This is a genomic window from Blastococcus sp. SYSU DS0973 (assembly GCF_054051055.1).
Window position 1 is genome coordinate 18,796 of sequence record NZ_JBJHAN010000010.1, and the last position, 25,336, is coordinate 44,131.

Annotated in this window: 23 protein-coding genes and 1 pseudogene; 8 read left to right on the forward strand and 16 right to left on the reverse strand. The window is 73.6% G+C overall.

Features of this window, described 5'->3' with window-relative positions:
- Positions 1-63 precede the first annotated feature (63 nt).
- The 3 genes from ACI791_RS15495 to ACI791_RS15505 all read right to left on the reverse strand — a co-directional run bounded on the left by ACI791_RS15495 (position 64) and on the right by ACI791_RS15505 (position 2,280).
- The gene (locus ACI791_RS15495; RefSeq protein ID WP_456586846.1) at positions 64-756 is read right to left on the reverse strand and encodes a hypothetical protein; all 693 of its coding nucleotides are present in this window, start codon (positions 754-756) and stop codon (positions 64-66) included.
- A gap of 73 nt (positions 757-829) precedes the next feature.
- Positions 830-1,345, reverse strand: a complete 516-nt coding sequence (locus ACI791_RS15500; protein ID WP_456586847.1) for a flavin reductase family protein — start codon at positions 1,343-1,345, stop codon at positions 830-832.
- A complete protein-coding gene (locus ACI791_RS15505) occupies positions 1,345-2,280 on the reverse strand; it encodes a hydroxymethylglutaryl-CoA lyase (protein ID WP_456586848.1) in 936 nt (311 codons plus the stop codon). The genes ACI791_RS15500 and ACI791_RS15505 overlap by 1 nt, the downstream gene beginning before the upstream one ends.
- 153 nt (positions 2,281-2,433) lie before the next feature.
- Here ACI791_RS15505 and ACI791_RS15510 point away from each other — a divergent pair, with 153 nt between their 5' ends.
- On the forward strand, positions 2,434-3,333 hold the full coding sequence (locus ACI791_RS15510) for a GGDEF domain-containing protein (RefSeq protein WP_456586849.1): 900 nt from the start codon (positions 2,434-2,436) through the stop codon (positions 3,331-3,333).
- Positions 3,334-3,445: 112 nt separating this feature from the next.
- Here the strand turns inward: ACI791_RS15510 and pgm are convergent, their stop codons facing one another.
- From pgm to ACI791_RS15530, 4 genes are all read right to left on the reverse strand, one after another.
- Positions 3,446-5,080, reverse strand: coding sequence for a phosphoglucomutase (alpha-D-glucose-1,6-bisphosphate-dependent) (gene pgm / locus ACI791_RS15515; protein ID WP_456586850.1), 1,635 nt, complete (start codon positions 5,078-5,080; stop codon positions 3,446-3,448).
- 92 nt (positions 5,081-5,172) lie between these two features.
- Complete coding sequence (locus tag ACI791_RS15520; RefSeq protein ID WP_456586851.1) at positions 5,173-5,934, reverse strand: trypsin-like serine protease; 762 nt, start codon at positions 5,932-5,934, stop codon at positions 5,173-5,175.
- 139 nt (positions 5,935-6,073) lie between these two features.
- A complete protein-coding gene (locus ACI791_RS15525; RefSeq protein WP_456586852.1) occupies positions 6,074-6,496 on the reverse strand; it encodes a VOC family protein in 423 nt (140 codons plus the stop codon).
- Positions 6,493-7,347: a helix-turn-helix domain-containing protein gene (locus ACI791_RS15530; protein ID WP_456586853.1), complete on the reverse strand. Its 855-nt coding sequence runs from the start codon at positions 7,345-7,347 to the stop codon at positions 6,493-6,495. Before ACI791_RS15530 ends, ACI791_RS15525 begins: the two co-directional genes overlap by 4 nt.
- 134 nt (positions 7,348-7,481) lie before the next feature.
- Between ACI791_RS15530 and ACI791_RS15535 the strand changes: the two are divergent.
- Positions 7,482-8,366: pseudogene (locus ACI791_RS15535) on the forward strand (DUF222 domain-containing protein); the annotation flags it as partial.
- Positions 8,367-8,412: 46 nt separating this feature from the next.
- Complete coding sequence (locus ACI791_RS15540; protein WP_456586854.1) at positions 8,413-8,823, forward strand: DUF222 domain-containing protein; 411 nt, start codon at positions 8,413-8,415, stop codon at positions 8,821-8,823.
- Positions 8,824-9,040: 217 nt separating this feature from the next.
- Here the strand turns inward: ACI791_RS15540 and ACI791_RS15545 are convergent, their stop codons facing one another.
- The 3 genes from ACI791_RS15545 to ACI791_RS15555 are packed head-to-tail and all read right to left on the reverse strand — an operon-like array spanning position 9,041 to position 11,691.
- Complete coding sequence (locus ACI791_RS15545) at positions 9,041-9,376, reverse strand: YnfA family protein (protein WP_456586855.1); 336 nt, start codon at positions 9,374-9,376, stop codon at positions 9,041-9,043.
- Positions 9,373-10,212, reverse strand: a complete 840-nt coding sequence (locus ACI791_RS15550; protein ID WP_456586856.1) for an alpha/beta fold hydrolase — start codon at positions 10,210-10,212, stop codon at positions 9,373-9,375. Before ACI791_RS15550 ends, ACI791_RS15545 begins: the two co-directional genes overlap by 4 nt.
- Positions 10,213-10,260: 48 nt before the next feature.
- Positions 10,261-11,691, reverse strand: a complete 1,431-nt coding sequence (locus ACI791_RS15555) for a DUF3152 domain-containing protein (protein WP_456586857.1) — start codon at positions 11,689-11,691, stop codon at positions 10,261-10,263.
- Positions 11,692-12,077: 386 nt separating this feature from the next.
- Here ACI791_RS15555 and ACI791_RS15560 point away from each other — a divergent pair, with 386 nt between their 5' ends.
- The 3 genes from ACI791_RS15560 (at position 12,078) to ACI791_RS15570 (ending at position 16,429) form a co-directional block, all read left to right on the forward strand.
- Entirely contained in the window at positions 12,078-13,661 is a 1,584-nt protein-coding gene (locus tag ACI791_RS15560) for a helicase (protein ID WP_456586858.1), read from the forward strand.
- Between the two features lie 690 nt (positions 13,662-14,351).
- Positions 14,352-15,695, forward strand: coding sequence for a DNA polymerase IV (locus ACI791_RS15565; RefSeq protein WP_456586859.1), 1,344 nt, complete (start codon positions 14,352-14,354; stop codon positions 15,693-15,695).
- 128 nt (positions 15,696-15,823) lie between these two features.
- Complete coding sequence (locus ACI791_RS15570; RefSeq protein WP_456586860.1) at positions 15,824-16,429, forward strand: class I SAM-dependent methyltransferase; 606 nt, start codon at positions 15,824-15,826, stop codon at positions 16,427-16,429.
- A 79-nt stretch (positions 16,430-16,508) separates the two neighbouring features.
- On the opposite strand, the gene ACI791_RS15575 is transcribed toward ACI791_RS15570, so the two are convergent.
- Positions 16,509-17,723 carry a PucR family transcriptional regulator gene (locus ACI791_RS15575; RefSeq protein ID WP_456586861.1) on the reverse strand — a complete coding sequence of 405 codons (1,215 nt, stop codon included), beginning with the start codon at positions 17,721-17,723 and terminating at the stop codon, positions 16,509-16,511.
- A gap of 92 nt (positions 17,724-17,815) precedes the next feature.
- On the opposite strand from ACI791_RS15575, the gene ACI791_RS15580 reads away from it, so the two are divergent.
- Positions 17,816-18,925: a ferredoxin reductase gene (locus ACI791_RS15580; protein WP_456586862.1), complete on the forward strand. Its 1,110-nt coding sequence runs from the start codon at positions 17,816-17,818 to the stop codon at positions 18,923-18,925.
- Between the two features lie 26 nt (positions 18,926-18,951).
- On the forward strand, positions 18,952-20,151 hold the full coding sequence (locus tag ACI791_RS15585; RefSeq protein WP_456586863.1) for a fatty acid desaturase family protein: 1,200 nt from the start codon (positions 18,952-18,954) through the stop codon (positions 20,149-20,151).
- Positions 20,152-20,391: 240 nt separating this feature from the next.
- Here ACI791_RS15585 and ACI791_RS15590 read toward each other — a convergent pair whose 3' ends face one another.
- From ACI791_RS15590 to ACI791_RS15610, 5 genes are all read right to left on the reverse strand, one after another.
- Positions 20,392-21,888, reverse strand: coding sequence for a hypothetical protein (locus ACI791_RS15590; protein WP_456586864.1), 1,497 nt, complete (start codon positions 21,886-21,888; stop codon positions 20,392-20,394).
- Positions 21,889-22,090: 202 nt separating this feature from the next.
- Positions 22,091-23,461 carry a replicative DNA helicase gene (dnaB, locus tag ACI791_RS15595; protein ID WP_347058675.1) on the reverse strand — a complete coding sequence of 457 codons (1,371 nt, stop codon included), beginning with the start codon at positions 23,459-23,461 and terminating at the stop codon, positions 22,091-22,093.
- A gap of 602 nt (positions 23,462-24,063) precedes the next feature.
- Positions 24,064-24,510: a 50S ribosomal protein L9 gene (gene rplI, locus ACI791_RS15600; RefSeq protein WP_347058676.1), complete on the reverse strand. Its 447-nt coding sequence runs from the start codon at positions 24,508-24,510 to the stop codon at positions 24,064-24,066.
- An 11-nt stretch (positions 24,511-24,521) separates the two neighbouring features.
- Entirely contained in the window at positions 24,522-24,758 is a 237-nt protein-coding gene (rpsR, locus tag ACI791_RS15605) for a 30S ribosomal protein S18 (protein WP_014378671.1), read from the reverse strand.
- An 87-nt stretch (positions 24,759-24,845) separates the two neighbouring features.
- Positions 24,846-25,334, reverse strand: a complete 489-nt coding sequence (locus tag ACI791_RS15610; RefSeq protein WP_456586865.1) for a single-stranded DNA-binding protein — start codon at positions 25,332-25,334, stop codon at positions 24,846-24,848.
- Between the last annotated feature and the right edge of the window lie 2 nt (positions 25,335-25,336).

Below are 25,336 nucleotides of genomic sequence, written 5' to 3' on the forward strand. Positions count from 1 at the left end.
CCGCTCCGGCCGACGCGGCTCCTGCGACCGACCCGCGAGCGGGTGGGTCGGGCTACCCAGGGCTCAGAAGTCACCACCGCCGAAGTCCCCACCACCGAAGCCCCCGCCCCCGAAGTCGCCACCGGCGTAGTCGCCACCGGGGTCGCCCCAGCTTCCTGCGCCGTCCTCGTAGCCCGCGGCGTGGGCATCCTCGTCGCCCCCGCCGAACAGCCCGCCGTCGCCCAGGCCGGTGTCGAACAGCGCGTCGGCGACCGCAGTCCCCACGACGAGGCCGCCGATGGTGCCGAGCATGCTGCCGCCGATCATCCCGCCGATGCCGGGGCCGCCGTACCCGTAGCCGCCGCCGTAGCCACGACGCCCGTACCCGCCTCCGGCGGCGCCGAAGGTGCGCTCCATGAAGCCCGGCTGCCGCAGCTCGGCCCGGGTCGCGGCTCGGGCCAGCGTCCGCGGATCATCGCCGGCCGGCCGCTCGCCGGCCGGAACGGCGTCGCTCAGCTGGGCCAGCACCTCCCGGCGCTGCTCGGGGGTGAGCTGGGCGAACGCCTCCGCGTGCGCCTGCTCGATCTGGTCCGGCGGTGCGGTGCGGAGGAGGTAGCGGTAGCGCTCGATCGCCTGCTGGTCGGCCGACCCCGGCGCGGTCGGCCGGGCGGGGCGGTCGTCGTAGGCGTACCACCCGCCGTCGCGCCGGTGGTACTGCCGGCTGTCGCCGTGGTCGTCGCGCCGTCTGCGGCCGAGCAGCCGGTCGAGCAGTCCCATCGGGTCCCTCCTCCGTCCGGGGCGTGCGCATCCGCTCCGGACGGTGCCCCGGAACGGCTCCCGGGAACCGCAGTCAGTCCTCGCGGTCGCGCAGCAGCCCATAGGCGCCGCGGTGGAAGAGCAGGGGACGGCGGTCGGGCGCGGCCCCCAGGTCGAGCACCCGGGCCACGACGATCGTGTGGTCGCCGCCGTCGTACTCCGCCCACAGCTCGCCGTCGATCCAGGCCACCACGTCGTCGAGCACGGGGGAGCCGTGGGCGCTCACCCGCCAGGGCACGCCCGCGAACTTGTCGGCGCCGGACCGGGCGAAGTTCTGCGAGACGGCGTCCTGCCCCTCGGCCAGCACGTTGACGCAGAACCGCCCGATCTCCCGCAGGCGCGTCCAGGTGCGGGAGGTGCGCGCCGGGGCGAAGGCGACCAGCGGAGGGTCGAGGGAGAGGGAGCTGAAGGACTGGCAGGTGAACCCGATCGGCCCGTCCGGGGTGTTCGCCGTGACCACGGTCACCCCGGAGGCGAAGTGGCCCAGCACGTCGCGCAGCACCCGGGGGTCGACGATCCGCGGCGGGTCGGGTACCGCGTCGGCCGGCATCAGCGGTCCCCGGCGGCGCGCGGGACCGACCGGCCACCGGCGCGGTGCAGCGAGCTGGGGAGCTCGTGCCCGACGGCCTGCTCGGTGATCCGGGCCGCCGTCAGCAGCCGGTCGAGGTCCACACCGGTGCGGACCCCGGACTCCTCCAGCATGTAGACCAGCTCCTCGGTCGCGATGTTGCCGCTGGCGCCCGGGGCGAACGGGCAGCCCCCCAGACCGCCGACCGACGCGTCGAGCTGGGTGACGCCCGCTTGCACAGCGGCCAGCGCGTTGGCCTGACCGGTGCCCCGGGTGTCGTGGAAGTGCACGCCCACGGCGATGCCCGGGCAGGCCCGCCGGACGGCGTCGAGCAGGGTGACCACGCGCAGCGGCGTGGTCGTCCCGATGGTGTCGCCCAGGCAGAGCTGGTCGGCGCCGGCGGTGACGGCGGCGCGCGCGACGTCGACCGTGCGGACCACCGGTGTGCGGCCCTCGAACGGGCAGTCCCAGGCGGTCGCGATGATCACCTCGAGGGAGCCGCCGGCGCCGTGGGCGAGCCCAGCGATCTCGCCCACCGCGGCCAGGGCCTCGGCGGTGCTCCGCCCGGCGTTGGCCCGGCTGTGCCCGTCGGAGGCCGAGACGACGTACTCCAGGTCGGCGATGCCGGCGTCGACGGCGCGGACGGCGCCGCGCGGGTTGGCCACCAGCGCCGACCAGTGCACCTCGGGCCACCGGCCCAGCTCGGCGGCGACCTGGTCGGCGTCGGCCAGCGCGGGCACCGCCTTCGGCGACACGAACGACGTCACCTCGATCCGCCGGACGCCGGTGGCCACCAGCGCCTCCAGCATCTCCAGCTTGGCCTCCAGCGGCACGGGAGCCTCCAGCTGGAGCCCGTCGCGCATGCCCACCTCGCGGATGTCGACGGAGGTGGGCAGCACCAGGTCGAACTCGTTCATCTGCATCTCCTCGGTGCGGCAGCGGGTACATCCGCATCCTGCCCCGTCCGCCCGGCGTTCCCCCGATCAGGCGGTCCGGCTCGACGGCGGCCGGTCCGAGGAGCAGACCGACGGCCCCGTCCCGCAAGATGGGCGCAGCACGGGAGGTGTGGAGTGAGCGAGGTGGCCGGCACGCTGCCCCCGGCGGATCGGCGGAGCGTCTTCGCCAACGCGCCGATGGGGATCGCGTTGACGACCCCTGACGGCCTGCTCGTCGACGTCAACCCCGCGCTGTCGGAGATGGTCGGCCGAGGACCGGACGAGCTGCACGGGCGCTCGATGATGGAGTTCGTGCACCCCGACGCGGTCACCGCCGCGCAGGAGGCGCACGCCACGCTCACCGCCCACCCCGACCGGCCGATGCGGCACGAGACCCGGCTGGCGCGGGCGGACGGGTCCGACGTGCCGGTGCAGATCACCGCCTCGTGGGTCCCCGAGACCGACGGGCAGGCGGCGCACCTGGTGCTCATCGTCGAGGACATCACCGAGCGCAAGGCGCTCGAGGCGCAGCTGGTGCACCGCTCGCTGCACGACCCGCTCACCGGGCTGCCCAACCGGCTGCTGTTCCGCGACCGGCTGCGGCACGCCCTCGACCGCGGGCACCGGGAGAACACCCCGACCTGCGTGCTCATCATCGACCTGGACGGCTTCAAGGCGATCAACGACGAGCTGGGTCACCCGATGGGCGACCAGGTGCTCGTGTCCTTCGCCGAGCGGCTGCGGTCGGTGCTGCGGGCCAGCGACACCGCGGCTCGGCTGGGTGGCGACGAGTTCAGCATCGTCTGCGAGAACACCGAGCCGGCGGACGCCGAGGCGCTGGCCGACCGGCTGCGCACCACGGTCACTGAGCCGCTGGACCTCGACGGCACCCGGGTCCCGGTCGGCATCAGCATCGGCATCGGCACGGCGCTGGGCGGCGAGGAGCCCGGGGCGGTCGACGAGCGGGTGGTGCGGGCCGCCGACGACGACATGTACGCCGACAAGGCCCGCCGCCGGTCAGCTCCCCGCCGCTGAGCCGGACGTCCTCCCTCAGCCCTGCGCCCAGGCCGCGACCCGGCCGGCACCGGCTCCGACGCGGCCGGATCACCCGCCCGGGCGGGTGGTCCGGCCGCACGCCCGGCGCCACCTACCCGCCGAGCGCCTCGCCGACGACGGCCCGGGCCTCCTCCTGCACCTGCGCGAGGTGCTCGGGACCGCGGAAGGACTCGGCGTAGATCTTGTAGACGTCCTCGGTGCCGGACGGGCGGGCGGCGAACCACGCGTTCTCCGTCGTCACCTTGAGCCCGCCGATCGGGGCGTCGTTGCCGGGTGCCCGGGTGAGCTTGGCGGTGATCGGCTCGCCCGCCAGCTCGGTCGCCGAGACGGCCTCGGGGGAGAGCTTGCCCAGCGCCGCCTTCTGCTCCCGGGAGGCGGGGGCGTCGATGCGGGCGTAGGCGGACTCCCCGAAGTGGTCGGTGAGCTGCCGGTGCAGCTTGGAGGGGGACCGGCCCGTCACCGCCTGGATCTCGGCAGCCAGCAGTGCCAGCAGGATGCCGTCCTTGTCCGTCGTCCAGACGCCGCCGTCACGGCGCAGGAACGAGGCGCCGGCCGACTCCTCGCCACCGAAGCCGACCGACCCGTCCAGCAGTCCCGGCACGAACCACTTGAAGCCGACCGGCACCTCGACCAGTCGCCGGCCGAGATCGGCCACGACCCGGTCGATGAGCGAGCTGGACACCAGCGTCTTGCCGACGGCGACGTCCTTCGCCCACCCCGGGCGGTGGCTGAGCAGATAGGCGATCGCGACGGCGAGGAAGTGGTTGGGGTTCATCAGGCCGGCGTCGGGGGTGACGATGCCGTGCCGGTCGGCGTCGGCGTCGTTGCCGGTGGCGATCTGGAACTCGTTGCGGCGGTCGACCAGCGAGGCCATCGCCGACGGGGACGAGCAGTCCATCCGGATCTTGCCGTCCCAGTCCAGCGTCATGAACCGCCAGGTCGGGTCCACCAGCGGGTTGACCACCGTCAGATCGAGCCGGTGCCGCTCGGCGATGGCGGCCCAGTAGTCGACGCTGGCGCCGCCGAGGGGGTCGGCGCCGATCCGGACACCGGCGTCGCGGATCGCGTCGAGGTCGACCACCGAGGGCAGGTCGTCGACGTAGCTGCCGAGGAAGTCGTAGGTCTCCGCGGCCGAGCGGGCCTGGTCCAGCGGAACCCGGCGCACCCCGCTCAGCCCGGCGCGCAGCAGCTCGTTGGCCCGCCCGGCGATCCAGCCGGTGGCGTCGGTGTCCGCGGGACCGCCGTTGGGCGGGTTGTACTTGAACCCGCCGTCGCGCGGCGGGTTGTGCGACGGGGTGACGACGATGCCGTCCGCCATCCCCGAGGTGCGTCCGGCGTTGGCCCGCAGGATGGCGTGGCTGATCGCCGGCGTGGGGGTGTACCGCCCGCCGGCGTCGACCAGGACGGTCACGTCGTTGGCGACCAGCACCTCGAGCGCCGTCGCCCAGGCGGGCTCGGACAGCGCGTGGGTGTCCCGGCCGAGGAAGAGCGGCCCGTCATAGCCCTGCGCCGCGCGGTACTCGCAGATCGCCTGGGTCGTCGCGAGGATGTGCGCCTCGTTGAAGGCAGCGTCGAACGCCGACCCCCGGTGGCCGGAGGTGCCGAACGCCACCTGCTGCGCGGGCTCCGCCGGGTCCGGCTCCACCGTGTAGTAGGCGCTGACCAACGCGGCGACGTCGATCAGGTCGGCGGGCTGGGCGGGCTGTCCGGCACGTGCGTCGCTCATGCGGTGATCTTGGCGTGCCCACGGCCTCCGCCGCGACCCGGACCGCCGTCGGCGCCGCCGCGGACCTCCCGGGCTGCGCCACCCCGCGTTGCTCAGGACGGGTCGGTCATGGTCCCGTGCACCCAGTCGGCGACGACGTCGACGCGCGCGGTGGTCTCCTCCCGCCGGTGGGGGCAGGCCGGCCCGGTGCTCTCCACGGAGACCAGCACCGGCGCCGGTCCGGACGTGTCGAAGTACGGGGCGCCGGAGTCGTAGGGGCAGGCGCTGGTGTCCTTCGCCGGCCAGTGGCCCTTGACCATCACCGTCGTCGGCCGGACGTTGCTCACCTTCACCTGTCCCCAGTGCAGCTGCTCGCTCGGGCCGCCGTCGCTGGTCGTGGCGCCCCAGCCGGCGAAGGACAGCACCTGCCCCCGGCCGGGCTGCCGGGAGCTGAGCGCCAACGGCGCGACGCCGGTCACCGGGTCGGTGAGCCTGGCCAGCGCGATGTCGTTCTCCGGCGACTGCTCGACCCAGTCGACCGTACGGGTCAGTCCCGGGTCGGAGACCGTGTTCACCGTGCCGAAGGTGGCCGTGACCGAGTACCGGGGCGTACCGCTGACCCGGTTGCGATCGCCGTCGTGGAAGCAGTGTCCGGCGGTCATGAGCCACTGCTCGGAGATCAGCGCCGCTGAGCAGGCACTGTCGTACGGAGCGCCACCGGTGGGCTGGATCCCGGTCATCGTCAGCTTGACCGCGAAGGGGAACTGCCCGTCGTCTGCGATCGCGCCGTTGGCGATCGCCGCCGCCGGTGAGGACCCCAGGGCCCCCACGGTCAGCACCGCCAGAGCGCAGGTCAGCAGTCGGCGCACGCGCATGGGGATCTCCCGGGGGGATCGAGGATCGACGCGCGGCAGCTCGCACGCCCCTGGCGGGGGAGTGTGGCATGAGCGCACGCAGGAGTCCACGACCGCGCGCAGTGCAGGGCCGGCCCCGGCAGGACGGCGCGCCACGCGGTCAGCGTGGCCGTCGTGGCTCACCGCGGTAGGTGCCGAACTGCCACAGGTTGCCCTCCGGGTCACGGACCTCGACATCCCGCGACCCGTGGTCGGTGGTGTACGGGGCCCGCACGATCTCGGCTCCGGCGGCGCGCGCCCGGGTGTGCAGGCCGTCGGGGTCGGCGGTGACCACGTAGCAGGCGGCGGTGCCCGGCCGGGCCGGCCAGGGGTCGTCCGGGTCCTCGCGCGCCGAGCCGAGCATCACCCCGCCCCCCTCGGGCCAGTCGAGCTGGGCATGGTCGACGCGGTCGCCCTCGCCGTAGACGGCGGTCTCCTCGAAGCCGAAGGCGTCGACGAGGAACCGGATGAGCGCACGGGCGTCGCGGGCACGGAATGCCGGCCACACCTGCGGGGGCGGCGCGGTCTGCTGGGAGGTCGTCATGACGCCGAGAGTGCGCTGGTGACGGCCTGGATGTCTTGTACGTTCCCGAACTCCGCGGCCAGCCAGCGGGTGGGCGGCAACCCGGAGAAGGCGCGCCACTCACGGGTGAGGTGGGCCTGGTCGCTGAAGCCGCCGGCCACCGCGAGCGACGCGAGGTCGGCCGCCCGGCCCGCGGCGACGCGCGCGGCCAGCGCTCGCCGGGCCCGGTCGAACCGCACCACCCGGGCCGCCTCCTTGGGGCTCAGCCCCGTCTCGGCGCGGAACCGCTTCTCCAGGTACCGGACCGACCAGCCGGTCCGCCGGGCCACCTCGGCCACCGGCATGCGCCCTCCCGTCGCCGTCGTCAGCCGCCACGCCTCTGCCACCTCGGGCGGGAGGCCGGCATCGAGGTTCAGCCCCCGTCGCAGCACCTGCTCCAGGGCGGCGAACCGGTCCGCCCAGCCGCCGGCGGTTCGCACCCGGTCGGTCAGCTCGGTGCCCGCGGGACCGAGCAGGTACTCGAGCGGCACGTCGGTCGAGGCGAGCTCCCCGGCCGGGCAACCGAGCAGGGCCCGGGCGCCCAGTGGCGTCAACGACAGCTGCACGCCCGCCTGCCGGCCGGGATGCACGATCCGCGCCGGCCGGGTGTGCAGCCCGCCGACGAGCGCGTCGAACCGCCCGGGAGCCTGGGCCGGGTCGGGGTGGGCGGCCATCTGCAGCGGTTCGTCCAGCGTCACGACGACGGTCAGCCAGGGCGAGGGCAGGCCCAGGTGCTCGCCGGGCGGGAAGCCCTCGTGCCGGTAGCCGACCGCGGCTGCGACGTACGGGCGCAGCACGGGGTCCAGGCGGTGCACCACCGACTCCTGCCGCACGCGGTCAGGATGGCAGCGGCGTGCCGAGCTCTCCAGAGCCGCGGGCGCGGCCCAGAAGCCGGCGGACGCGATGCCGCAGGAGAAGCATCGGGGGAAGAACCCGACATCAGCCCTCTGCCGGGTCGGCCGCTCCCATGTCGTCCCGCAGGTCAGTGCGGCGGCACCGATCATTTCTGCCGATACGCCTGCTGACCTGCTCTTTTCTGTCCTACCCGCGGCCTAGCCCGGGTGCGTCGACGAGGTCGCGGACCGGAAGGAGGGGCACGGTGTCCGAGCTGCTGTCCGCCCTCGACGAGCTGGCCGGGATCGACCTCGCGGAACTGTCCGAGGACACGCTCCTCGACCTCGTCGGCGAACCGTCGGTCACCGCCAACCGGGTTGCGGCGGCGCTGACCTCCGCGGTCCGCGCGGCCGACCTCCGGGCGGCGTACCGCCGCGACGGTGCGGTCTCGATGAAGGCCTGGCTGCGCGGCAGCTGCCGGATGGCTCCGGAGCAGGCGACGGCGACGGTGTCGACCGGCCGACGGCTGGAGCAGCTCCCGCACACCGCGGCGGCCTTCGCCACCGGGGAGATCAGCGCGGTGCACGCCCGCGTCATCACGAAGGCCATGACGCCCGGCCGCATCGCCCGGGCGGCCGCTGCGGGGATCGACCTCGGCGAGACCGACGGCATCCTGGCCGGCCTCGCTCGTGCGACGGCCCCGCACGAGACGGCCTGGGGCGTCAAGCAGTGGGTCGCCGGGGTGGACCCCGACGGGACGCTGGACGACGCCGCCGACGTCCGCCGCCGGTTCACCATGTCGTCCGGGCTGGACGGACGCGTGCACGTGCGGGGCGAACTGGATGCTGTGGGTGGCGAGTACCTGCACACCACGCTCGGCGCCCTCATGAACGGCGACCGCACGGCCGGCGATCCCCGCTCGCACGCCGAACGGCAGGCCGATGCGTTGGTCGCGCTCGCCCGGGGAGCTCTCGACGGCGGCTCGCTCCCCGACGTGCGCGGCGAGCGGCCGCACGTACGCGTGACGATCGACTGGTTCGCGCTCTCCGCCGAGCGCGGCGCCCATGGCGTCGCGGGCGGTTCCCTGGGCCGGTCCCATCCACCCGGAGACGGCGCGGCGGCTGGCCTGCGACGCCAGTGTCGTCCGGGTCATCACCGGCCCGGACGGGCTGCCGCTGGACGTCGGACGCGCGCAGCGGACGGCGAGCGCGGCGATCCGCCGGGCCGTCGAGGTCCGCGACGGGCACTGCGTCTTCGCCGGCTGCGACGCCCCGCCCGAGTGGTGCGACGTCCACCATGTCGTGCACTGGGCGCACGGCGGGCCGACGAGCTGCGACAACGGCGCGCTCCTGTGCGAACGGCACCACGCCTCGTGCCACGAGGGCCGGTTCACGATGAGGCGAGATCCCGGCACCGGCCGCTGGCACACCTACCGACCGGACGGGTCCGAGATCCTCAGCCGCGCCGGCCCTTGACGCCAAGGCGGCTACGCCGCCCCGGTGATCACAGGGTCTCGACGAAATCCTCGTCAGTCGATGCAGCGTCACCACGACATCTGGCTGCACGCCCATCCCCGTGGCGCAGCATCAGCTCAGCGAGCCGCGAGCCCCGAGCCGTCATTGAGCTGGATGCCTGCGTCGACCTCTCCGCCTCGGTCCTGGTTCCCGAACGAGCAGGGGCCGTCCGCCCTCGCTACGCGCCGCGCGGGGCGTACATGATCACCGCGACGCCGACGAGGCAGAGAAGCGCGCCGGCGACGTCGTACCGGTCAGGGCGGAACCCGTCGACGACCATGCCCCAGGCCAGCGATCCGGCGACGAAGACCCCGCCGTACGCGGCGAGGATCCGGCCGAAGTGCGCGTCGGGTTGCAGCGTGGCCACGAGGCCGTACAGCCCGAGCGCGATCACCCCGGCCCCGATCCACCCCCAGCCGCGGTGCTCCCGGACGCCCTGCCACACCAGCCAGGCGCCGCCGATCTCGGCGAGCGCGGCGAGGGCGAACAGCAGCAGCGAGCGGGTGACGGTCACTTCTCCACCGCGTGGAGGAAGCGGCGCAGCGTCTCGAGGAACACCTCGGGCTGCTCGGAGTGCACCCAGTGCCCGGCGTTCTTGACCTTCACCAGCCGGGTGGCGGGGAAGAGCGCGTCCATGTGCGGCCGGTCCTCCGGCAGCACGTAGTGGGAGTTCGCGCCGGCGATCCAGAGCACCGGCCCGTCGAAGGTGGCGCCCGGCGGCGGCTCGGGAAAGCCGCGCAGCTCACCCAGGTCGCGGTCGAGCAGCTCGAGGTTGAGCCGCCAGTGCCACCCGTCCCCGTCCTCCTCGCGGCTCAGGCTCTGCAACAGGAAACTGCGCACCATCCGGCTGGGGACGGCGGTGCGCAGGGCGGCCTCGGCGTCGGCGCGCGACTCCAGGGCCTCCAGGTCGACGGCCCGCATGGCGGCGATGAAGGCGGCGAAGGGCGAGGCCTCCTCGTCGGGGTCCTCGGTGCGTCCTCCCTGCAGCGGGTACTCGACCGGCGCGATGTCGACGACCACCAGGGCCCGCAGCAGCTCCGGCCGGCGCAGCGCCAGCTGCATCGCCACCTTGCCGCCCATCGAGTGGCCGACCAGCGTGACCGGCTCGCCGTAGGACGCCAGCTCCGCGGCGACCATCTCCGCCATGTCGACGTAGTCGATGCGGTCGGTCCAGGGGGAGTGGCCGTGGTTGGGCAGGTCCAGCAGGGTCACCCGGTGGTCGTCGGCCAGGCCCTTCGCGATGGTCGTCCAGTTCTTCCCCTGGCCGAACAGCCCGTGCACGAAGACCACGCGCGGTCCGGTCTCGCCCAGCGTCCGGGCGGCGAGGGCTTCCTCGGGGTTCTCCGTCACCGGGCGATTCCACCAGACCGCCCGGTGACGTGCCCCCCGCCGCCTCGCTCAGTCCAGCACGACCTCCGTCTCGCCGGTGGCGCTGTCCAGCGTGATGTACCCGCCCTGGAAGTCGACCCGGCTGCCACCCGCGACGTCGTCGACCCCGCTGGTCGGGTAGCCCAGGGGCCCCCGCTCCCAGCCCGTCTCGGCCCAGCGGGTCCGGATCGCCCCGTAGATCTCGTGCGCACCGGTGTCCGCGGTCCAGTAGATCGAGGCACCACCGGGCCGGGAGAAGTGGTTGAACCGCCCCTGGCCGTCCGGCGTGCCCAGCTCACCGGTCACCGGGTAGCCCAGGGGCCCCCGCTCCCAGCCCGTCTCGGCCCAGCGGGTCCGGATCGCCCCGTAGATCTCGTGCGCACCGGTGTCCGCGGTCCAGTAGATCGAGGCACCACCGGGCCGGGAGAAGTGGTTGAACCGCCCCTGGCCGTCCGGCGTGCCCAGCTCACCGGTCACCGGGTAACCCAGCGGCCCCCGCTCCCAGCCCGTCTCTGCCCACCTCGCCCGGATCGCCCCGTAGATCTCGTGCGTGCCCGTCGCCAAGGTCGAGTAGATCGACGCACCACCGGGCCGGGAGAAGTGGTTGAACCGCCCCTGGCCGTCCGGCGTGCCCAGCTCACCGGTCACCGGGTAACCCAGCGGCCCCCGCTCCCAGCCCGTCTCTGCCCACCGCTGCCAGATCTGGCCGTAGATCTCGTGCGCCCCCGTGGACGGCGTCCAGTAGATCGAGCCACCGTCCGGCCGGCTGTAGTGCTGGTACCGGCCCACCTGGTCGGGAGCGGCGTGCTCCCACGTCACCGGCGCACCCAGGAGACCGCTCTCCCGGCCCAGCGCCCGGTACTTCGCCTCGACCGCCGACCAGTTGACCGGAACCCCCATGCGGGACCCCGCCTGCTCCCGTTCGGCGATCACCGGCCACACGTTGGCCCGGCAGCCCTGCAGCGAGATCGATTGCTGCTGCATCACCCAGGCGGTGCGGCCCGGGGTGGGGCAGTCGGTGTGCGGGATGCCGATCCAGTGCCCCACCTCGTGCAGGATCACGTATCGCTGGTAGAGCGACAGGTCGTGCGGCCAGGCGGCGGTGCCGAACCGCCAGCGCTCGTCGTTGATGTAGACCGAGCGCCCCACCCGGCAGCTCCACTGGGCGCTGCAGCCGGGCGACGCGGCAGCGATCACGGCCGGGGAGGCCAGGATCAGGTCGAAGTGGCTGCCCGAGCCGACCTCCTGGAACGCCACGGTGCCGCCGAGGCTCCAGCCACGGGGATCGGTGAGCGCGTCGCGGGCGACGGCCGCGAAGTGCCCGAGGTCGCCGGACACCCCGCCGCGCGAGGACACCGTGTAGGTGACCGTCCGCTCCGCCGCCGAGGCGCCGGTCGGGGTCAGCACGCCCGCCGCCAGCGCGACGAGGACGGCGAGGAGAAGGCGGGTAGCTCGGGTCATGGGGCCCTCCGGCGCGGACGGGTCGCCCACGCGTCCGGTCGGTCGGGGCCCGGCGCCGGGCGGTCGCTGCGGGCGCCGGCTTCTGACGGAACCGGTCTACCGCATTCACGGCGGCCGGAGAAGGGGGGGTTGCTGGCGATCCGGCGGCGCGCTCGGCCACCTGCGCGGCCTCGTCGGCCCCCGCCTCTACCGTGCCGGAGGAAAGCACGAGGGGGACGCGGATGCCAGGACGACGCCGGAGCGCCGGCAGCGGCCGGACGAGCAGCACCAGGCGCACCCGCCGGTCGCCGGCGAAGGCGGCGCCGAGAAGGGCGTCCCCGCACGCAGCCGCGCCGAGGAAGGCCGCCCCCGAGCTGCCCACCGCGGGTCCGGGGGAGCGGGTGTGGGTGCTGGCCGTACCGTTCCGCGCCCCCGCGCCGGGCGCCGTCTGGCACCCGGGCCTGCAGGCGCACGTGTGGGTCGGCCGGGAGCTCCCGGCCGAGCTCGCGCCTTACGACCCGCCGCCGTACGGCCTCGAACGCTTCCTCGAGGACGAGCTCAACGACGTCCCGCGACCGCTGCCCGAGGCCCGGCAGCTCACGCCGCGCGACCAGCAGTGCGACGGCGCCGACGTGGTGGCGACCCACGCCGCGTCGGGCGGCCGTGTCTTCCTGCTCGGCGACGACCCGGGCGTCGGGAAGACCGGCACGGCGATCCTCGCGGTGAAGGCGATCGCCGAGCAGCGCGACGTCCGCACGGTGCTGGTGATCGCCGACCGGCCGGCGGCCATCACCATCCCGCACTGGACGCGCTCGATCGGCGGGTTCGGCGACGGCGGGCTGCGCTGGTGCGTGACCACCTGGGACCGGCTGGGCAAGGTGGCGAAGCTGCGCTTCGACGTCGTCGTCGCCGACGAGGCGCACATGGTCCGGCACACGACGACCCAGCGGTGGAAGCACTGGAAGGCCGTCTCCGGCGCCGCCCGGGTCAAGGACCCCCCGTACGTGCTGGCCGCGACGGCCACACCGGCCCACACGCCGCTCGAACTGCCGTACCTGGCGCCGGAGTTCGCCGCCCGGCACGGGGAGCCGATCAAGGAGTGGGCCGACCTGCCGAAGGCGCTGGAGCGGCACAGGTTCCACGTGGAACGTGGCCGCTACGGCTGGCAGTGGACCGACGACGTCGACGACCGCCGGGCCGACCTGGCCCGACTGCAGGCCTGGCTGGCCGACGCCGATCCGCCGGCGACCCTCCACCGGCCGGCGCCGTGGGGGCCGGTCTCGGTCACCGGCACACCGGTGCTGCTGACGCCGGCGGAACGGGCGTCGTACGAGGCCGAGTGGTCGGAGTTCCGGGCAGAGATGCAGTTGGCCCGGCGCGGGCGGCAGGCCGCGCGCGGCCGGGCGGCGCTGCTGCGGTTCCGGCAGAAGGCCGGGCTGATCCGGGTGCAGGCCACCGTCGACTGGATCAGGGCGCAGGTGGAGGCCGAGCGGCAGGTGGCGGTGTCGGTGGAGTTCGTCGAGACCGCGGCCGACCCGATCCGCGAGGCGCTGCTCGACGCCGGCATCCCGGTCGCCGGCATCTACGGCCGCGACCGGTTCGACGTCGAGGCCGAGCGGCTGCGCTTCCAGCGCGGCGAGGCCAGCGTCTGCGTCTTCACCGTGACCGCGTCGATCAGCCTGCACGCCGGTGAGCTGCTGCCCGACGGCTCGTCGGCGTCGGAGGCTCCGCGGGTGGGGTTGTTCCACCAGCCGCGGTTCTCCGGCATCCAGGCCCGCCAGGTGACCGGCCGGACGCACCGCGACGGGCGCACCTCGCCGTGGCGGGTGGCGTTCGCCGCCGACACGGTCGAGGAGCAGGTGGCCCGCGTGATGGTGGAGCGGCTGGCCGTGAGCGGCTCCACCGCCGGGGCGGACACCTCGGCGCTGCAGGAGATCGCCGAGCTGCTCGACGCCGACTGGCTGCCTCCCGCCGCCTTCACCGAAGGATGAGGGGCGGCACGGCCGAGCGGGGGGCGAGGCGGCCGCTGCGCGCCCTTCCCGGCGCGGTCCTGCTGGCACTCGCCGCCCTGACGGCGCTGGGCACGCTGGCGGCGGCCTGGGGGCCAGCGCTCGGCGGCGGCCGCCACGAGGCGTGCACCTCACGCGGAGTGCCGTACGGCCCACCGCACGAGACGTGGCACGTCCTGGTCTCCGGATCCACGCTGCCGCTGGGTGTCTCATGCACCTGGACGAATCCGGCCACCGGTGATGCCGTCCGCCAGGAACCGCCGTGGACGCCCACGGTCGTGGCCGGTGCGGGCGCCGGTCTCGGCGTGGCATGGCTGGTGGCCGCGGGCCTGTCACGCCTCGGCCGTCGGGCCGCTTCCGAGGACGCGCGGCTCCCATGAGCCTGCTCGTCGGGGCGTCGACGAGCGTCGGGGGCGCGGCGACCGCGAGGTACGTCAGCCGCGCCCCGACGAACACGACGGAGAAGACGGAGGCCCGCCCGGCACCAGCTCGACGTGCGCACCCGCGCCGATGCTCGCCGCCTTCGCCGTCGCGACGCGCTGGAGTCCCCCGGCGCGCGGCGCCGCTCCGCGAGGCTGGGCCGCAGCGGGCCGGGCCGACCGGGCCCTGCGCCGAGCCGATACGGCGGGCCGCTCCCACCGTCGTGGCACCCCGGGGCGGATCATCGGAGGCATGCGGCGGGAGGCGAGCATCCTGCATCTGGACCTGGATGCCTTCTTCGCCGCCGTCGAGCAGCGCGACAAGCCCTCCTTGCGCGGCCGGCCCGTCGTCGTCGGGGGCGTCGGTGGACGAGGCGTCGTCGCCACGGCGTCCTACGAGGCGCGGGCCTACGGGGCACGCTCGGCGATGTCCACGGCCGAGGCCCGGCGGCGCTGCCCCCCGGGGACGGCGTTCCTCGGCGGCCGGTTCGCCGCCTACCGGCGCACCTCGGACGTCGTCATGGAACTCCTCCGCGGACTCTCCCCGTTGGTCGAGCCGGTCTCGATCGACGAGGCGTACGTCGACCTCGCCGCGAGGCCGGGGCACGACCTCTCCGTTTCCGGCGTGACGGAACTGGGGCTGAGCCTCAAGGAGCGGATCGCAGCGGCCACCGGGGGCGTCACCGGATCGGTCGGCATCGGCACTTCCAAGCTGATGGCGAAGATCGCCTCCGACCTCGACAAGCCCGACGGCCTCCTCGTCGTCCCGCCGGGCGGCGAGCTCGACGTGCTGCACCCGCTGCCGGTCACCCGCCTCGGCGGGGTCGGCCCCGCGACGGCGGAGCGGCTGCGTCAGGTCGGGGTGTCGACCGTGGCCGACCTCGCCGCCAAGTCGCTGCCCGATCTGGTCGCGCTTGCCGGGCGGGCCCACGGCGCGGGGCTGTACGCGCTGGCGCGGGCGGACGACGACCGCGGGGTCGTCCCCGACCGGGAGGTGAAGTCGGTATCGCACGAGGAGACGTTCGAGCGCGACCTCACCGACCTCGCCGTCCTCGGGCGGGAGATCGACTCGATGGCGACCCGGGTGGGCAACCGGCTGCGGTCCTCGGCGTACTCGGGCCGGACCGTCACGGTGAAGCTGCGGCGGTACGACTTCACCACGATCACCCGGTCCCAGACGCTGTCCCAGCCCACCGACGACGCCCGGCTGATCGCCGCGACCGCCCGTCGGCTGCTCACCGAGGCCGGCACCAGCGGAGGGCTGCGGCTGCTGGGCGTAGGGGTCTCCGGGCTCTCGCTCTACGCACAGGGCGACCTGTTCGCCCAGGACGCGGAGTCCGTGCCGGAGGAGCCCGCAGCCACCGGCACGGAGGAACCGGCGGAGCAACCCGAGCTGCCGGTCGAGAAGCGATGGTGGCCCGGTCAGGACGTGCGGCACGAGGAGCTGGGGGCCGGCTGGGTGTGGGGGCGGGGCCTCGGCCGGGTCACGGTGCGCTTCGAGGGACCGTCGACGCCCCCTGGGCCGGTGCGCACCCTGGCCGCCGACGACCCGCTGCTGCGGCCCGCCGAGCCGCCTGACTGGCGGGTCCCCGAGTGAGCGGACCCGCGACCCGTTCCCGGTGGGGCGTCGGCAGGTGGACGACGGTCATCGCCGTCACGAGGGTTCCGGCGAGCGCGCGGGTGATCGTCGAGAATGGCTGCTGGTCGGATCGAGGAGGAGGCGACGTGCCGGAGCCCAGCACGTGGACGCGCATGACCCAGGAGGACCCGGAGCACTCGGCGGCCTACGTGCAGCGGTTCCGCACGCTGGCCGAGCAGGGGATGGACCTGGTCGGTGAGGCGCGGTTGGTCGACGCGATGCTGCCCCGCGGGTCGCGGGTCCTGGACGCGGGCTGCGGGCCAGGGCGGGTCGGCGCCCACCTGCACGAGGTCGGGCACCACGTCGTCGGCGTCGACGTCGACCCGGTGCTCGTCGCCGCCGCGGAGGAGGACCACCCCGGCCCGCGCTGGCTGGTCGGCGACCTGGCCGAGCTCGACCTGCCCGCCCACGGCATCACCGAGCCGTTCGACGCGATCATCAGCGCCGGGAACGTGATGGCGTTCCTGGCTCCCTCGACGAGGGGTGCGGTGCTGCGCCGGCTCCGGGCGCACGTGGCTGCCGAGGGTCGGGCCGTCATCGGCTTCGGCGCGGGCCGCGGTTACGAGTTCGACGAGTTCCTCGCCGACGCAGGGGCGGCCGGCTGGGCACCGGACGTGCTGCTCTCCACCTGGGACCTGCGGCCGTTCACGCCCGAGTCGGACTTCCTGGTCGCCGTCCTCCGCCCCGTCTGACTCGCCCGCCCGCGGTCAGCGTGCGCCGCGCGGGCCGTCCGCCGGCGAACAGGTCGCCGGCTCCGCCCGGGCGTCGCCGTCACTGCTCGCCCGGCGTCGGCGGAGCCGCGGGCAACACGACGCCGAGGGCCACGGTGAGGTCCCGGACCGTCTGCGGGTCCTCCAGCCGCGGCCCGTAGAGCTGCCGCAGCTGCGTCATCCGGTAGCGGACGGTCTGCGGGTGCACGAAGAGGGCCGCGGCGACCTGCTCGCGCCGGCCGTGGTGCAGCAGCCAGGAGCGCAGGGTCTCGGTCAGCTTCTCGCGCGCGGTGTCCCCCACCGACTCCAGGGGCGCCAGCACCCGGGCCCGCAGGTCGGCCAGGGCGTCCTCGTCGGCGCGCACGACCAGCTCGGCCAGGCGGGCGTCGGTGTCCAGCGGCCCGCCGTCGCCCGGTGTCATCCCCAGGCGCAGCGCCCGCAGCGCCCGGCGGTACGACGCCTGGACGTTCCACCAGGGTCGCGCCGGCCCGACGACCGCCTCTCGGCCCCCGAGCCCGCGCAGCAGCGCCCCGCGGGCGGCACCCTCGGCGTCCGGCACGAGCAGCACGGCGAGATCCCCGGTCCGGTCCAGGTCGGGGACGTCCTCGGCGGCGACGAGCGTGCGCGGGTCGAGGGAGGCCATCGCGCCCCGGGTCCGGCCGTCCGGGAGCAGCACGGCCGTGAGGGTGCGCGGCGGGGTCCACTCGGCCCGCTGCGCCAGCGCCACCAGCTCCGTGTGCGGGCCGCCGGTGAGCAGCCCGTGCGCCAGGCGCTCGAGCATGCGCTGGCGGGCCCGGCCGCTGGACGCCAGCTCGTCGGCGTGGCCGGCGACGCTCGCGGCGGACAGCTGGTCGATGTAGGCGAAGACCAGCTCGGCGAACCGGGCGAGCGCCTCCGGCCCCAGACCGGCGGTGACCGCGGCGGCGCTCATGTCCCGCCAGGACACCCGGGCGCCGACCCGGTAGGCGGCCAGCAGCGCGTCCATCGAGCGCCCGCTGCGCGCCTCTCCCCTGCCGAGGGCGTACGCGGCCTCGACGACCGGCCCCCCGGGCGTGCCGGCGTCGGCGTTGCCGCCGGCCGCGGCCAGCTGGAGGAACCCACGGAGGGTCAGCTCGACAGCGGTGGAGATCTTGCGCCCCATCGGACCCAGGAACGCATCGGCGTAGCCGGGCACCGCGACGATGATCTCCTCGACCGCGCGCTCGGCCACCCTCGGCAGCTCGGTGCGCATCGCCTCCGCGACCGCTTCGGGGAAGGGCGCGGGGTCCGGTGTCATCTGACCTCCTTTGTCTTCGGTGAACAGAAGCTACCCGCCGATTCACGTCCGGAGCACAGGTATTTGACTGCCCGACTGGGAAAGCTATGTACATGACAGCAACCGCCCCCCGCCCCGCCGCGGCCCGTCCGCCGGCGCGGAGCGCGCTGCGCGACCGGGTGCTCAAGTTCGCCGAGCTCGTGACCACCCCGCTGCTGCCGGTCGACTACCTCGACCTGTTCGACCCGCTCCGCTCCGGTGCGGCCCTCCGCGGCCGGATCGAGGCCGTGCAGCGGGAGACCCGGGACGCCGCCAGCATCGTGATCCGCCCGGGTCGCGACTGGCTGCCGCACGTCCCGGGCCAGTACGTCCGCATCGGGATCGACATCGACGGCGTCCGCCAGTGGCGCGCCTACTCGATCACCTCGATCCTCGACCGCGCCGACGGCTGCTTCACCATCACGGTCAAGGCCATCCCCGACGGCAAGGTCAGCAACCACCTGGTGCACCGGGTCCGCCCCGGCACGATCATCCAGCTGGACCAGGCCACCGGGGAGTTCTGCCTCCCCGAGCAGCCGCCGGCGAAGGCGCTGTTCGTCACCGCCGGCTCCGGCATCACGCCGGTCATGGGCATCCTGCGCAACCACGCCGACCAGCTCACCGACACCGTGCTGGTCCACTCCTCGCCCACGGCCGAGGACGTCGTGTTCGGCGCCGAGCTGCGGCAGATGGCCGCCGAGGGCCGGATCCGGCTGATCGAGCAGCACACCGACAGCGCCGGGATGCTCGACGCCCGGTCCATCGCCGAGCTGGTGCCCGACCTGCACGAGCGCGCCACCTGGGCCTGCGGCCCCGTGGGCATGCTCGAAGCGCTGGAGGAGCACTGGGCCTCGGTCGGCATCGCCGACCGGCTGTACACCGAGCGCTTCCGCCCGCGGATCCTCGTGACCGGCGAGGGCGGCACGGTCAGCTTCACCGAGAGCGGGACCACCGTCGAGGCCGACGGCGCCACGCCGATCCTCGACGCCGCCGAGGAGGCCGGCGTCCTCATGCCCAGTGGCTGCCGGATGGGCATCTGCTACGGCTGCGTGCTCCCGCTGCGCGAGGGCGCCGTCCGTGACCTGCGCAACGGTGAGATCACCACCGCCGAGGACGTCGGTGACGGCGTCCTCATCCAGACCTGCGTCAGCGCCGCCGCCGGCGCCTGCGCCATCGACCACTGACCGCCTCGAGCCACAGGAGCCCGGACATGACCGTCATCCAGAAGAAGCCCGAGAACCCGATCGCCCACCTGTCCGCCGAGGACGTCGAGATGATCGGCAAGGAGCTCGACACCATCCGCCAGGAGATCCGCGACAGCCTGGGCGAGAGCGACGCGAAGTACATCCGCACCGTCATCGACGTGCAGCGCAAGCTCGAGCTGGGCAGCCGCGCCGTCCTCCTGTTCTCGAAGTTCCCGCCGGCGTGGCTGATCGGGACCGCCGGCCTGTCGGTCGCCAAGATCCTCGAGAACATGGAGATCGGGCACAACATTCTCCACGGCCAGTGGGACTGGATGCGCGACCCGAAGATCCACTCCACGACGTGGGAGTGGGACATGGCCAGCCCGGCCGAGCAGTGGAAGCACTCGCACAACGAGCTGCACCACACGTACACCAACGTGATCGGCAAGGACAACGACCTCGGCTACGGCATCATGCGCGTCGACGAGGACCAGCGCTGGCACCCGATGTACCTGGCGCAGCCGCTGTGGAACTTCATCAACGCCTGCTTCTTCGAGTACGGGATCGCCGCCTACGACCTCGAGCTGGGCAAGAACCTGGCCACGAAGAAGCGCCGCAACGACCCCAAGTTCCGGGCCGCCACCAAGCAGGTGCTGAAGAAGATCCGCAACCAGGCGGCCAAGGACTACGTCGTCCACCCGCTGCTCTCGGGCCCGTCGTTCCTGCCGACGCTGGCAGCCAACTTCACCGCCAACGTGGTGCGCAACCTCTGGTCGCACTCGGTGATCATGTGTGGGCACTTCCCCGAGGGCGTCGAGACCTTCGAGAAGACCTCGATCGACGGGGAGACCCGCGGCGAGTGGTACGTCCGCCAGATGCTCGGCTCGGCCAACATCTCGGGCAGCAAGGCCATGCACATCATGACCGGCAACCTGTCGCACCAGGTGGAGCACCACCTGTTCCCGGACATCCCGAGCAACCGCTACGCGGAGATCGCGCCGAAGGTGAAGGACATCTTCGACCGGTACGGCCTCACCTACCACTCCGCCCCGCTGTACAAGCAGGTCGCGAGCGCGTGGCACAAGGTCATCCGCCTGTCGCTGCCCAACGGCTGGCTGGCCGAGACGACGCCGAAGAACGCCCCGGCGCAGCTGGCCAAGCTGTACAAGATGACGACCGGCGGGCCCAAGGTCCGCCGCGCCCTGCAGCAGAAGGCCGCCGCCTGATCCAGCGGTAGCGCCGAACGGGAGAGGCCCAGGACCACGGTGGTCCTGGGCCTCTTCAGTTCGGCGCCGGGCCGGGCGGGAGGACGGCGACGAAGGGCAGGCGCTCGCCCTCGACGGGCGCCGGACCGTCGTCCCGGGTCGGCGTCTGGGTGACGGTGCCGTCGGGGGTGAGCCAGGACGGCGCCTGGTAGAGCCGAACACCGGAGCGGGCCGCGTGGTCTCCCGTGGACAGCCGCCGGCTCAGTACACCCTGCCGTTGCGCACCCGGAGGTCGCCGCCCGAGAAGCGCTGGGAGAACGATCCGTCGGTGAGCACGGAGGTATCCCACACCGGGTAGCCCAGCGGCCCGTTCTCCCAGCCGCGAGCAGCCCAGATGTCCCGGACGGGACCGAGGACGATGGAGGCCCGCGTCCCACCCCACCCGGTCACCGGGCCGGCCGCGTAGACGGATCCGCCCTGGAAGTGCTGCCCGCAGCCGCCGTCCCGCAGGCCGCAGAAGGTGTCGCTCGTCGGCAGGCCCAGCCGGCCGTGCTCCCAGCCCTGCCGGGCCCACGCCGTCTTGATCGATCCGAGGACGGTGAAAGTGCCGGTCCGCGTCTGGTAGACCGAACCGCCGTCGAAGTGCTGCCCGCACGCACCGTCGCGCAGGCCGCAGAAGGTGTCCGACGTCGGGCGCCCGAGGCTTCCGCGCTCCCAACCCTGCGCTCCCCACCGGTCGCGGATGGGGCCGAGGACGGTGAACGTTCCGGCCCGCGTCTGGTACACCGACCCGCCTTGGAAGTGCTGCCCGCGGACCCAGTCCAAGGCAGCCGCGGCGAACGGCTCGGAGGTCGGGTAGCCGAGCGCACCGTTCTCCCAGCCCTGACCCGCCCAGCGACCGACGACCTCCGACGCGACGACGCGGGCCCCCGATGACGGCGACCAGTAGACCGACCCGCCCTGGAAGTGCTGCCCGCAGCCGCCGTCGCGCAGGCCGCAGAAGGTGGACGTCGTGGGGTAGCCGAGCGCCCCGCGCTCCCAGCCCTGCCCCGCCCACCGGTTCCCGACGGGTCCGCGCACGGTCCGGGATCCCGTGGACGGGCTCCAGTAGACGGAGCCCCGCTGGAAGTGCTGCCCGCAGCCGCCGTCGCGCAGGCCGCAGAAGGTGGACGTCGTGGGGTAGCCGAGCGCCCCGCGCTCCCAGCCCTCGGCCGACCAACCAGCCCTGGTGACCTCGTCGACCCGCGCCGGTGCGGTGGTGGCCGAGCGGTAGATGGACCCGCGCTCGAAGTGCTGCCCGCAGCCGCCGCCGGGCAGGCCGCAGAAGGAGTCGGAGACGGGGTTGCCGATCGACTCCGGCACCGGCACGCCGGTCCCCCCACCGGCGCTCAGCCAGGCGTCGTGCAGGGCCTCATCGGTGAAGGCCCATGCCGCACTCGATCCGGAGAACCAGTAGATCGAGCCGTGCTCGAACGTCTGGAGGCAGTAGCTGAGGCCGCCGCACACCTTGACGTCGAGGGGAGCACCCAGGACGCCGGCGGAGCCGCCGAGGGCCGCGTACTTCGCCTCCACGAGATCACCGTCGATGCCCGGAATGCCGGCGGCTGCCGCCTCGGCCGGGGCGACGTCCCCGGCAGGCTCGCCTGCGCCCGGCGTCTCGGCGCCGGCCTGGCCGGTCCACAGCAGCGTCGCGGCGAGCGCGGCCGTGACCACCCCGGCGCGCAGCCGCCGCCTGCTCGTGCGTGCACGACCCGTCACGTCTTCCCCTTCTCTGACCTGCACCGACGCGGGCAGGCAGAAGCTACGGGGCACCGGCACCCAGACCCGCCGACGACACACCGCCACGCCGGCGCGCGGACCAGATCGGCCGGTCACCGGTTCACGTAAGTCGACCTGACGCCCACCCCGGGGCGCCGACCGCCGTCCGGCGCAGCGTCGGCCGCAGACGTTGCCGGGAGGGCTAGTTGGCCATGTCGACGAAGCGGCTGTAGTGGCCCTGGAAGGCGACCGTGACGTTGGCCGTCGGGCCGTTGCGGTGCTTGACCAGCATGATGTCGGCCTCACCGGCCCTCGGGGACTCCTTCTCGTACATGTCCTCGCGGTGGATCATCATGACCATGTCGGCGTCCTGCTCGATGGAGCCGGACTCACGGAGGTCCGACAGCATCGGCTTCTTGTCCTGGCGCTGTTCCGAGCCACGGTTCAGCTGCGACATCGCGATGACCGGGACCTCGATCTCCTTGGCCAGCAGCTTCAGGGCGCGAGAGAACTCCGAGACCTCCTGCTGACGGCTCTCGACCCGCTTGCCCGACGTCATCAGCTGCAGGTAGTCGATGACCACGAGCTTGAGGTCGTTGCGCTGCTTGAGCCGCCGGGCCTTGGCGCGGATCTCCATCATCGTCATGTTCGGCGAGTCGTCGATGTAGAGCGGGGCGTCGGCCACCTCACCCATGCGGCGCGCCAGCTTCGCCCAGTCCTCATCGGAGAGGGTGCCGGCGCGCATGTGGTGCAGCGGCACCTTCGCCTCGGCCGAGAGCAGACGCATGGTGATCTCGTGCTTGCTCATCTCGAGCGAGAAGATCACCGCCGGCATCTGGTGCCTGACCGTGGCCGAGCGGGCGATGTCCAAGCCCAGCGTGCTCTTGCCGACACCGGGTCGGGCCGCGATGACGACCATCTGCCCGGCCTGCAGGCCGTTGGTCAGCTCGTCGAGGTCACGGATGCCGGTGGGGACACCGCGCGCGGTGCCGCCCCGGGAGGCGATGGCGTCCAGCTCGTCCATCGTCGGCTGCAGGACGTCCTCGAGGCGCGCGTAGTCCTCGCTCATCCGCTTCTCGGTGACGTCGTAGATCTCCTGCTGGGCGCGGTCGACGATGTCGTCGACGTCCCCCTTGCCCCCGGCCGCGCCGTAGCCGAGCTGCACGACGCGGGTGCCGGCCTCGACCAGGCGCCGCAGCACGGCCTGCTCGGCGACGATCGCCGCGTAGTAGCCGGCGTTCGCGGCGGTCGGCGTCGAGGCGATGACCGTGTGCAGGTAGACGGCGCCGCCCATCTTGGACAGCTGGTCGGTGCGGTTGAGCTCCGCGGCGACGGTGATCGCGTCGGCGGGCTCACCGCGCCCGTAGAGATCCAGGATGCAGTCGAAGATCACCTGGTGCGCCGGACGGTAGAAGTCGTTGCCGTGCAAGACCTCCACGACGTCGGCGATCGCGTCCTTGCTCAGCAGCATGCCGCCGAGCACCGACTGCTCCGCCGCCACGTCCTGAGGCGGCTGCCGGTCGTACTCCGGCGCCGTCACGGACGGTCGGCTGAACTCGTCGGCCACCGCCACGGGGGTACCTCCATCTCCTTGCGGGCGCGCCCGCATGACCACTGCGCGCAGGGGAAGTACGCGAGCTCGGCGGGCGGCGCCGGACCGAACGTCGGTTCGATCAATGCCTACCGGAGGGGACCGACAGTTCGCCGTCCCCGTGGTGGCCGGAGAGGACGTTAGGAAGCCGCGGCGGGAGAGTCCACCACCGTTGTGCACGTCGATCTGCACAACTTGTGGACAAGTCGGTGGACGGAGGCGTGTCGACATGTGGAGGAGGCGGGGGACGGCGGGCTCCCCTCCGGGCGCGCACCCCGTGCGACCTGCACGCTTGCCGCCCACCGGGTGTGGACGGAAGAAACTTTTCGAGAAACTTCCGGCCGTCGCACCACGAGTCACAGCCTGCACCGGGCGGTCCCCGCGGCCGGGTGAGAGCATCGCCCGGCCTCCTGCGCGCTCCGGGAGCTCTGCTGCCGTTCCGCCGGGCACGCGGGAACCTCCCGGGTGGCCGCCACGCTCCTGGGGCCTTTGGAGGGCCGCGAACGCAACGAGGGGCGCCGGACAGGATGTCCGACGCCCCTCGTGGGCAGTGCAGCGACCCTCCGCGGGGGAGGGCCCCTTCCTTACTCGGCGACGACGTCGATCGTCAGCTGAGAGGTGACCTCGGGGTGCACCCGCACGGTGACGGTGTGCTGACCCGTGGTCTTGATGCTGCTGGGCAGCTCGATCCGGCGACGGTCGAGCGCCGGGCCGCCGGCCGCGGTGACCGCGGCGGCGACGTCGGCGGTGGTGACCCGGCCGAACAGGCGACCACCGTCACCGGCGCGCGCCGGCACCTGGACGGTCAGGCCGTTGATACGGCCGGCCAGGGCCTGCGCCTCCTCGTGGGAGGCCACCTCGCGGGCGGCACGCGCCCGGCGCAGGGACTCGACCTGCTTCTCGGCACCCCGGGTGGCCACGATGGCCAGCCCGCGGGGCAGGAGGTAGTTGCGGCCGTAGCCGCCCTTGACCTCGACGGTGTCGCCGGAGGACCCGAGACCGGTGACCTCCTGCGTGAGGATCAGCTTCATCGTGCTCATGATCAGCGCGCCGTCGAGGTGTAGGGCAGCAGCGCCATCTCACGGCTGTTCTTCACGGCCGTGGCGACGTCACGCTGGTGCTGGCTGCAGTTGCCGCTGACACGGCGGGCACGGATCTTGCCGCGGTCGGAGATGAACTTCCGCAGCAGCGTCGTGTCCTTGTAGTCGACGTAGGTCGCCTTGTCCTTGCAGAACTGGCAGACCTTCTTCTTGGGCTTGCGAACAGGGGGCTTGGGCACCTGGTTCTCCAGAATCGAACGGTTTGTGTGGCCCCGTCCAGAGGTCCACCGCGAGCTCGCGAGTGGTGAGGGGGACGGGGTCCTTGCTCAGAACGGCGGTTCGTCGGACGGCCCGGCAGGCGTCGACCACGGGTCGCTCGCCCCGCCGCCGCCACCACCGAAGCCGCCGCCGCCGCCACCGCCGAAGCCGCCGCCACCGCCGCCCTCACCGCGCGAGGCGCGGGTGACCTTGGCCGTGGCGTAGCGCAGCGACGGGCCGATCTCGTCGACCTCGAGCTCGACGACGGTGCGCTTCTCGCCTTCCTTCGTCTCGAACGAGCGCTGCTTCAGGCGGCCGCTGACGATGACGCGCGATCCGCGGGTCAGCGACTCGGCCACGTTCTCCGCGGCCTGACGCCAGACGTTGCAGCGGAGGAAGAGCGCCTCGCCGTCCTTCCACTCCTGCGACTGGCGGTCGAAGGTCCGGGGCGTCGAGGCCACGGTGAAGTTGGCGACGGCAGCTCCCGACGGCGTGAAGCGCAGCTCCGGATCGGCGGTCAGGTTGCCGATGACGGTGATGACGGTTTCGCCGGCCATGG

Excerpts from the sequence above, each read along its gene's own strand:
- ACI791_RS15495 (WP_456586846.1), bottom strand. The coding sequence starts at position 756 with ATGGGACTGCTCGACCGGCTGCTCGGCCGCAGACGGCGCGACGACCAC.
- ACI791_RS15500 (WP_456586847.1), bottom strand. The coding sequence starts at position 1,345 with ATGCCGGCCGACGCGGTACCCGACCCGCCGCGGATCGTCGACCCCCGG.
- ACI791_RS15505 (WP_456586848.1), bottom strand. The coding sequence starts at position 2,280 with ATGAACGAGTTCGACCTGGTGCTGCCCACCTCCGTCGACATCCGCGAG.
- pgm (WP_456586850.1), bottom strand. The coding sequence starts at position 5,080 with ATGAGCGACGCACGTGCCGGACAGCCCGCCCAGCCCGCCGACCTGATC.
- ACI791_RS15520 (WP_456586851.1), bottom strand. The coding sequence starts at position 5,934 with ATGCGCGTGCGCCGACTGCTGACCTGCGCTCTGGCGGTGCTGACCGTG.
- ACI791_RS15525 (WP_456586852.1), bottom strand. The coding sequence starts at position 6,496 with ATGACGACCTCCCAGCAGACCGCGCCGCCCCCGCAGGTGTGGCCGGCA.
- ACI791_RS15540 (WP_456586854.1), top strand. The coding sequence starts at position 8,413 with ATGGCGTCGCGGGCGGTTCCCTGGGCCGGTCCCATCCACCCGGAGACG.
- ACI791_RS15555 (WP_456586857.1), bottom strand. The coding sequence starts at position 11,691 with ATGACCCGAGCTACCCGCCTTCTCCTCGCCGTCCTCGTCGCGCTGGCG.
- ACI791_RS15565 (WP_456586859.1), top strand. The coding sequence starts at position 14,352 with ATGCGGCGGGAGGCGAGCATCCTGCATCTGGACCTGGATGCCTTCTTC.
- ACI791_RS15575 (WP_456586861.1), bottom strand. The coding sequence starts at position 17,723 with ATGACACCGGACCCCGCGCCCTTCCCCGAAGCGGTCGCGGAGGCGATG.
- ACI791_RS15580 (WP_456586862.1), top strand. The coding sequence starts at position 17,816 with ATGACAGCAACCGCCCCCCGCCCCGCCGCGGCCCGTCCGCCGGCGCGG.
- ACI791_RS15585 (WP_456586863.1), top strand. The coding sequence starts at position 18,952 with ATGACCGTCATCCAGAAGAAGCCCGAGAACCCGATCGCCCACCTGTCC.
- rplI (WP_347058676.1), bottom strand. The coding sequence starts at position 24,510 with ATGAAGCTGATCCTCACGCAGGAGGTCACCGGTCTCGGGTCCTCCGGC.
- ACI791_RS15610 (WP_456586865.1), bottom strand. The coding sequence starts at position 25,334 with ATGGCCGGCGAAACCGTCATCACCGTCATCGGCAACCTGACCGCCGAT.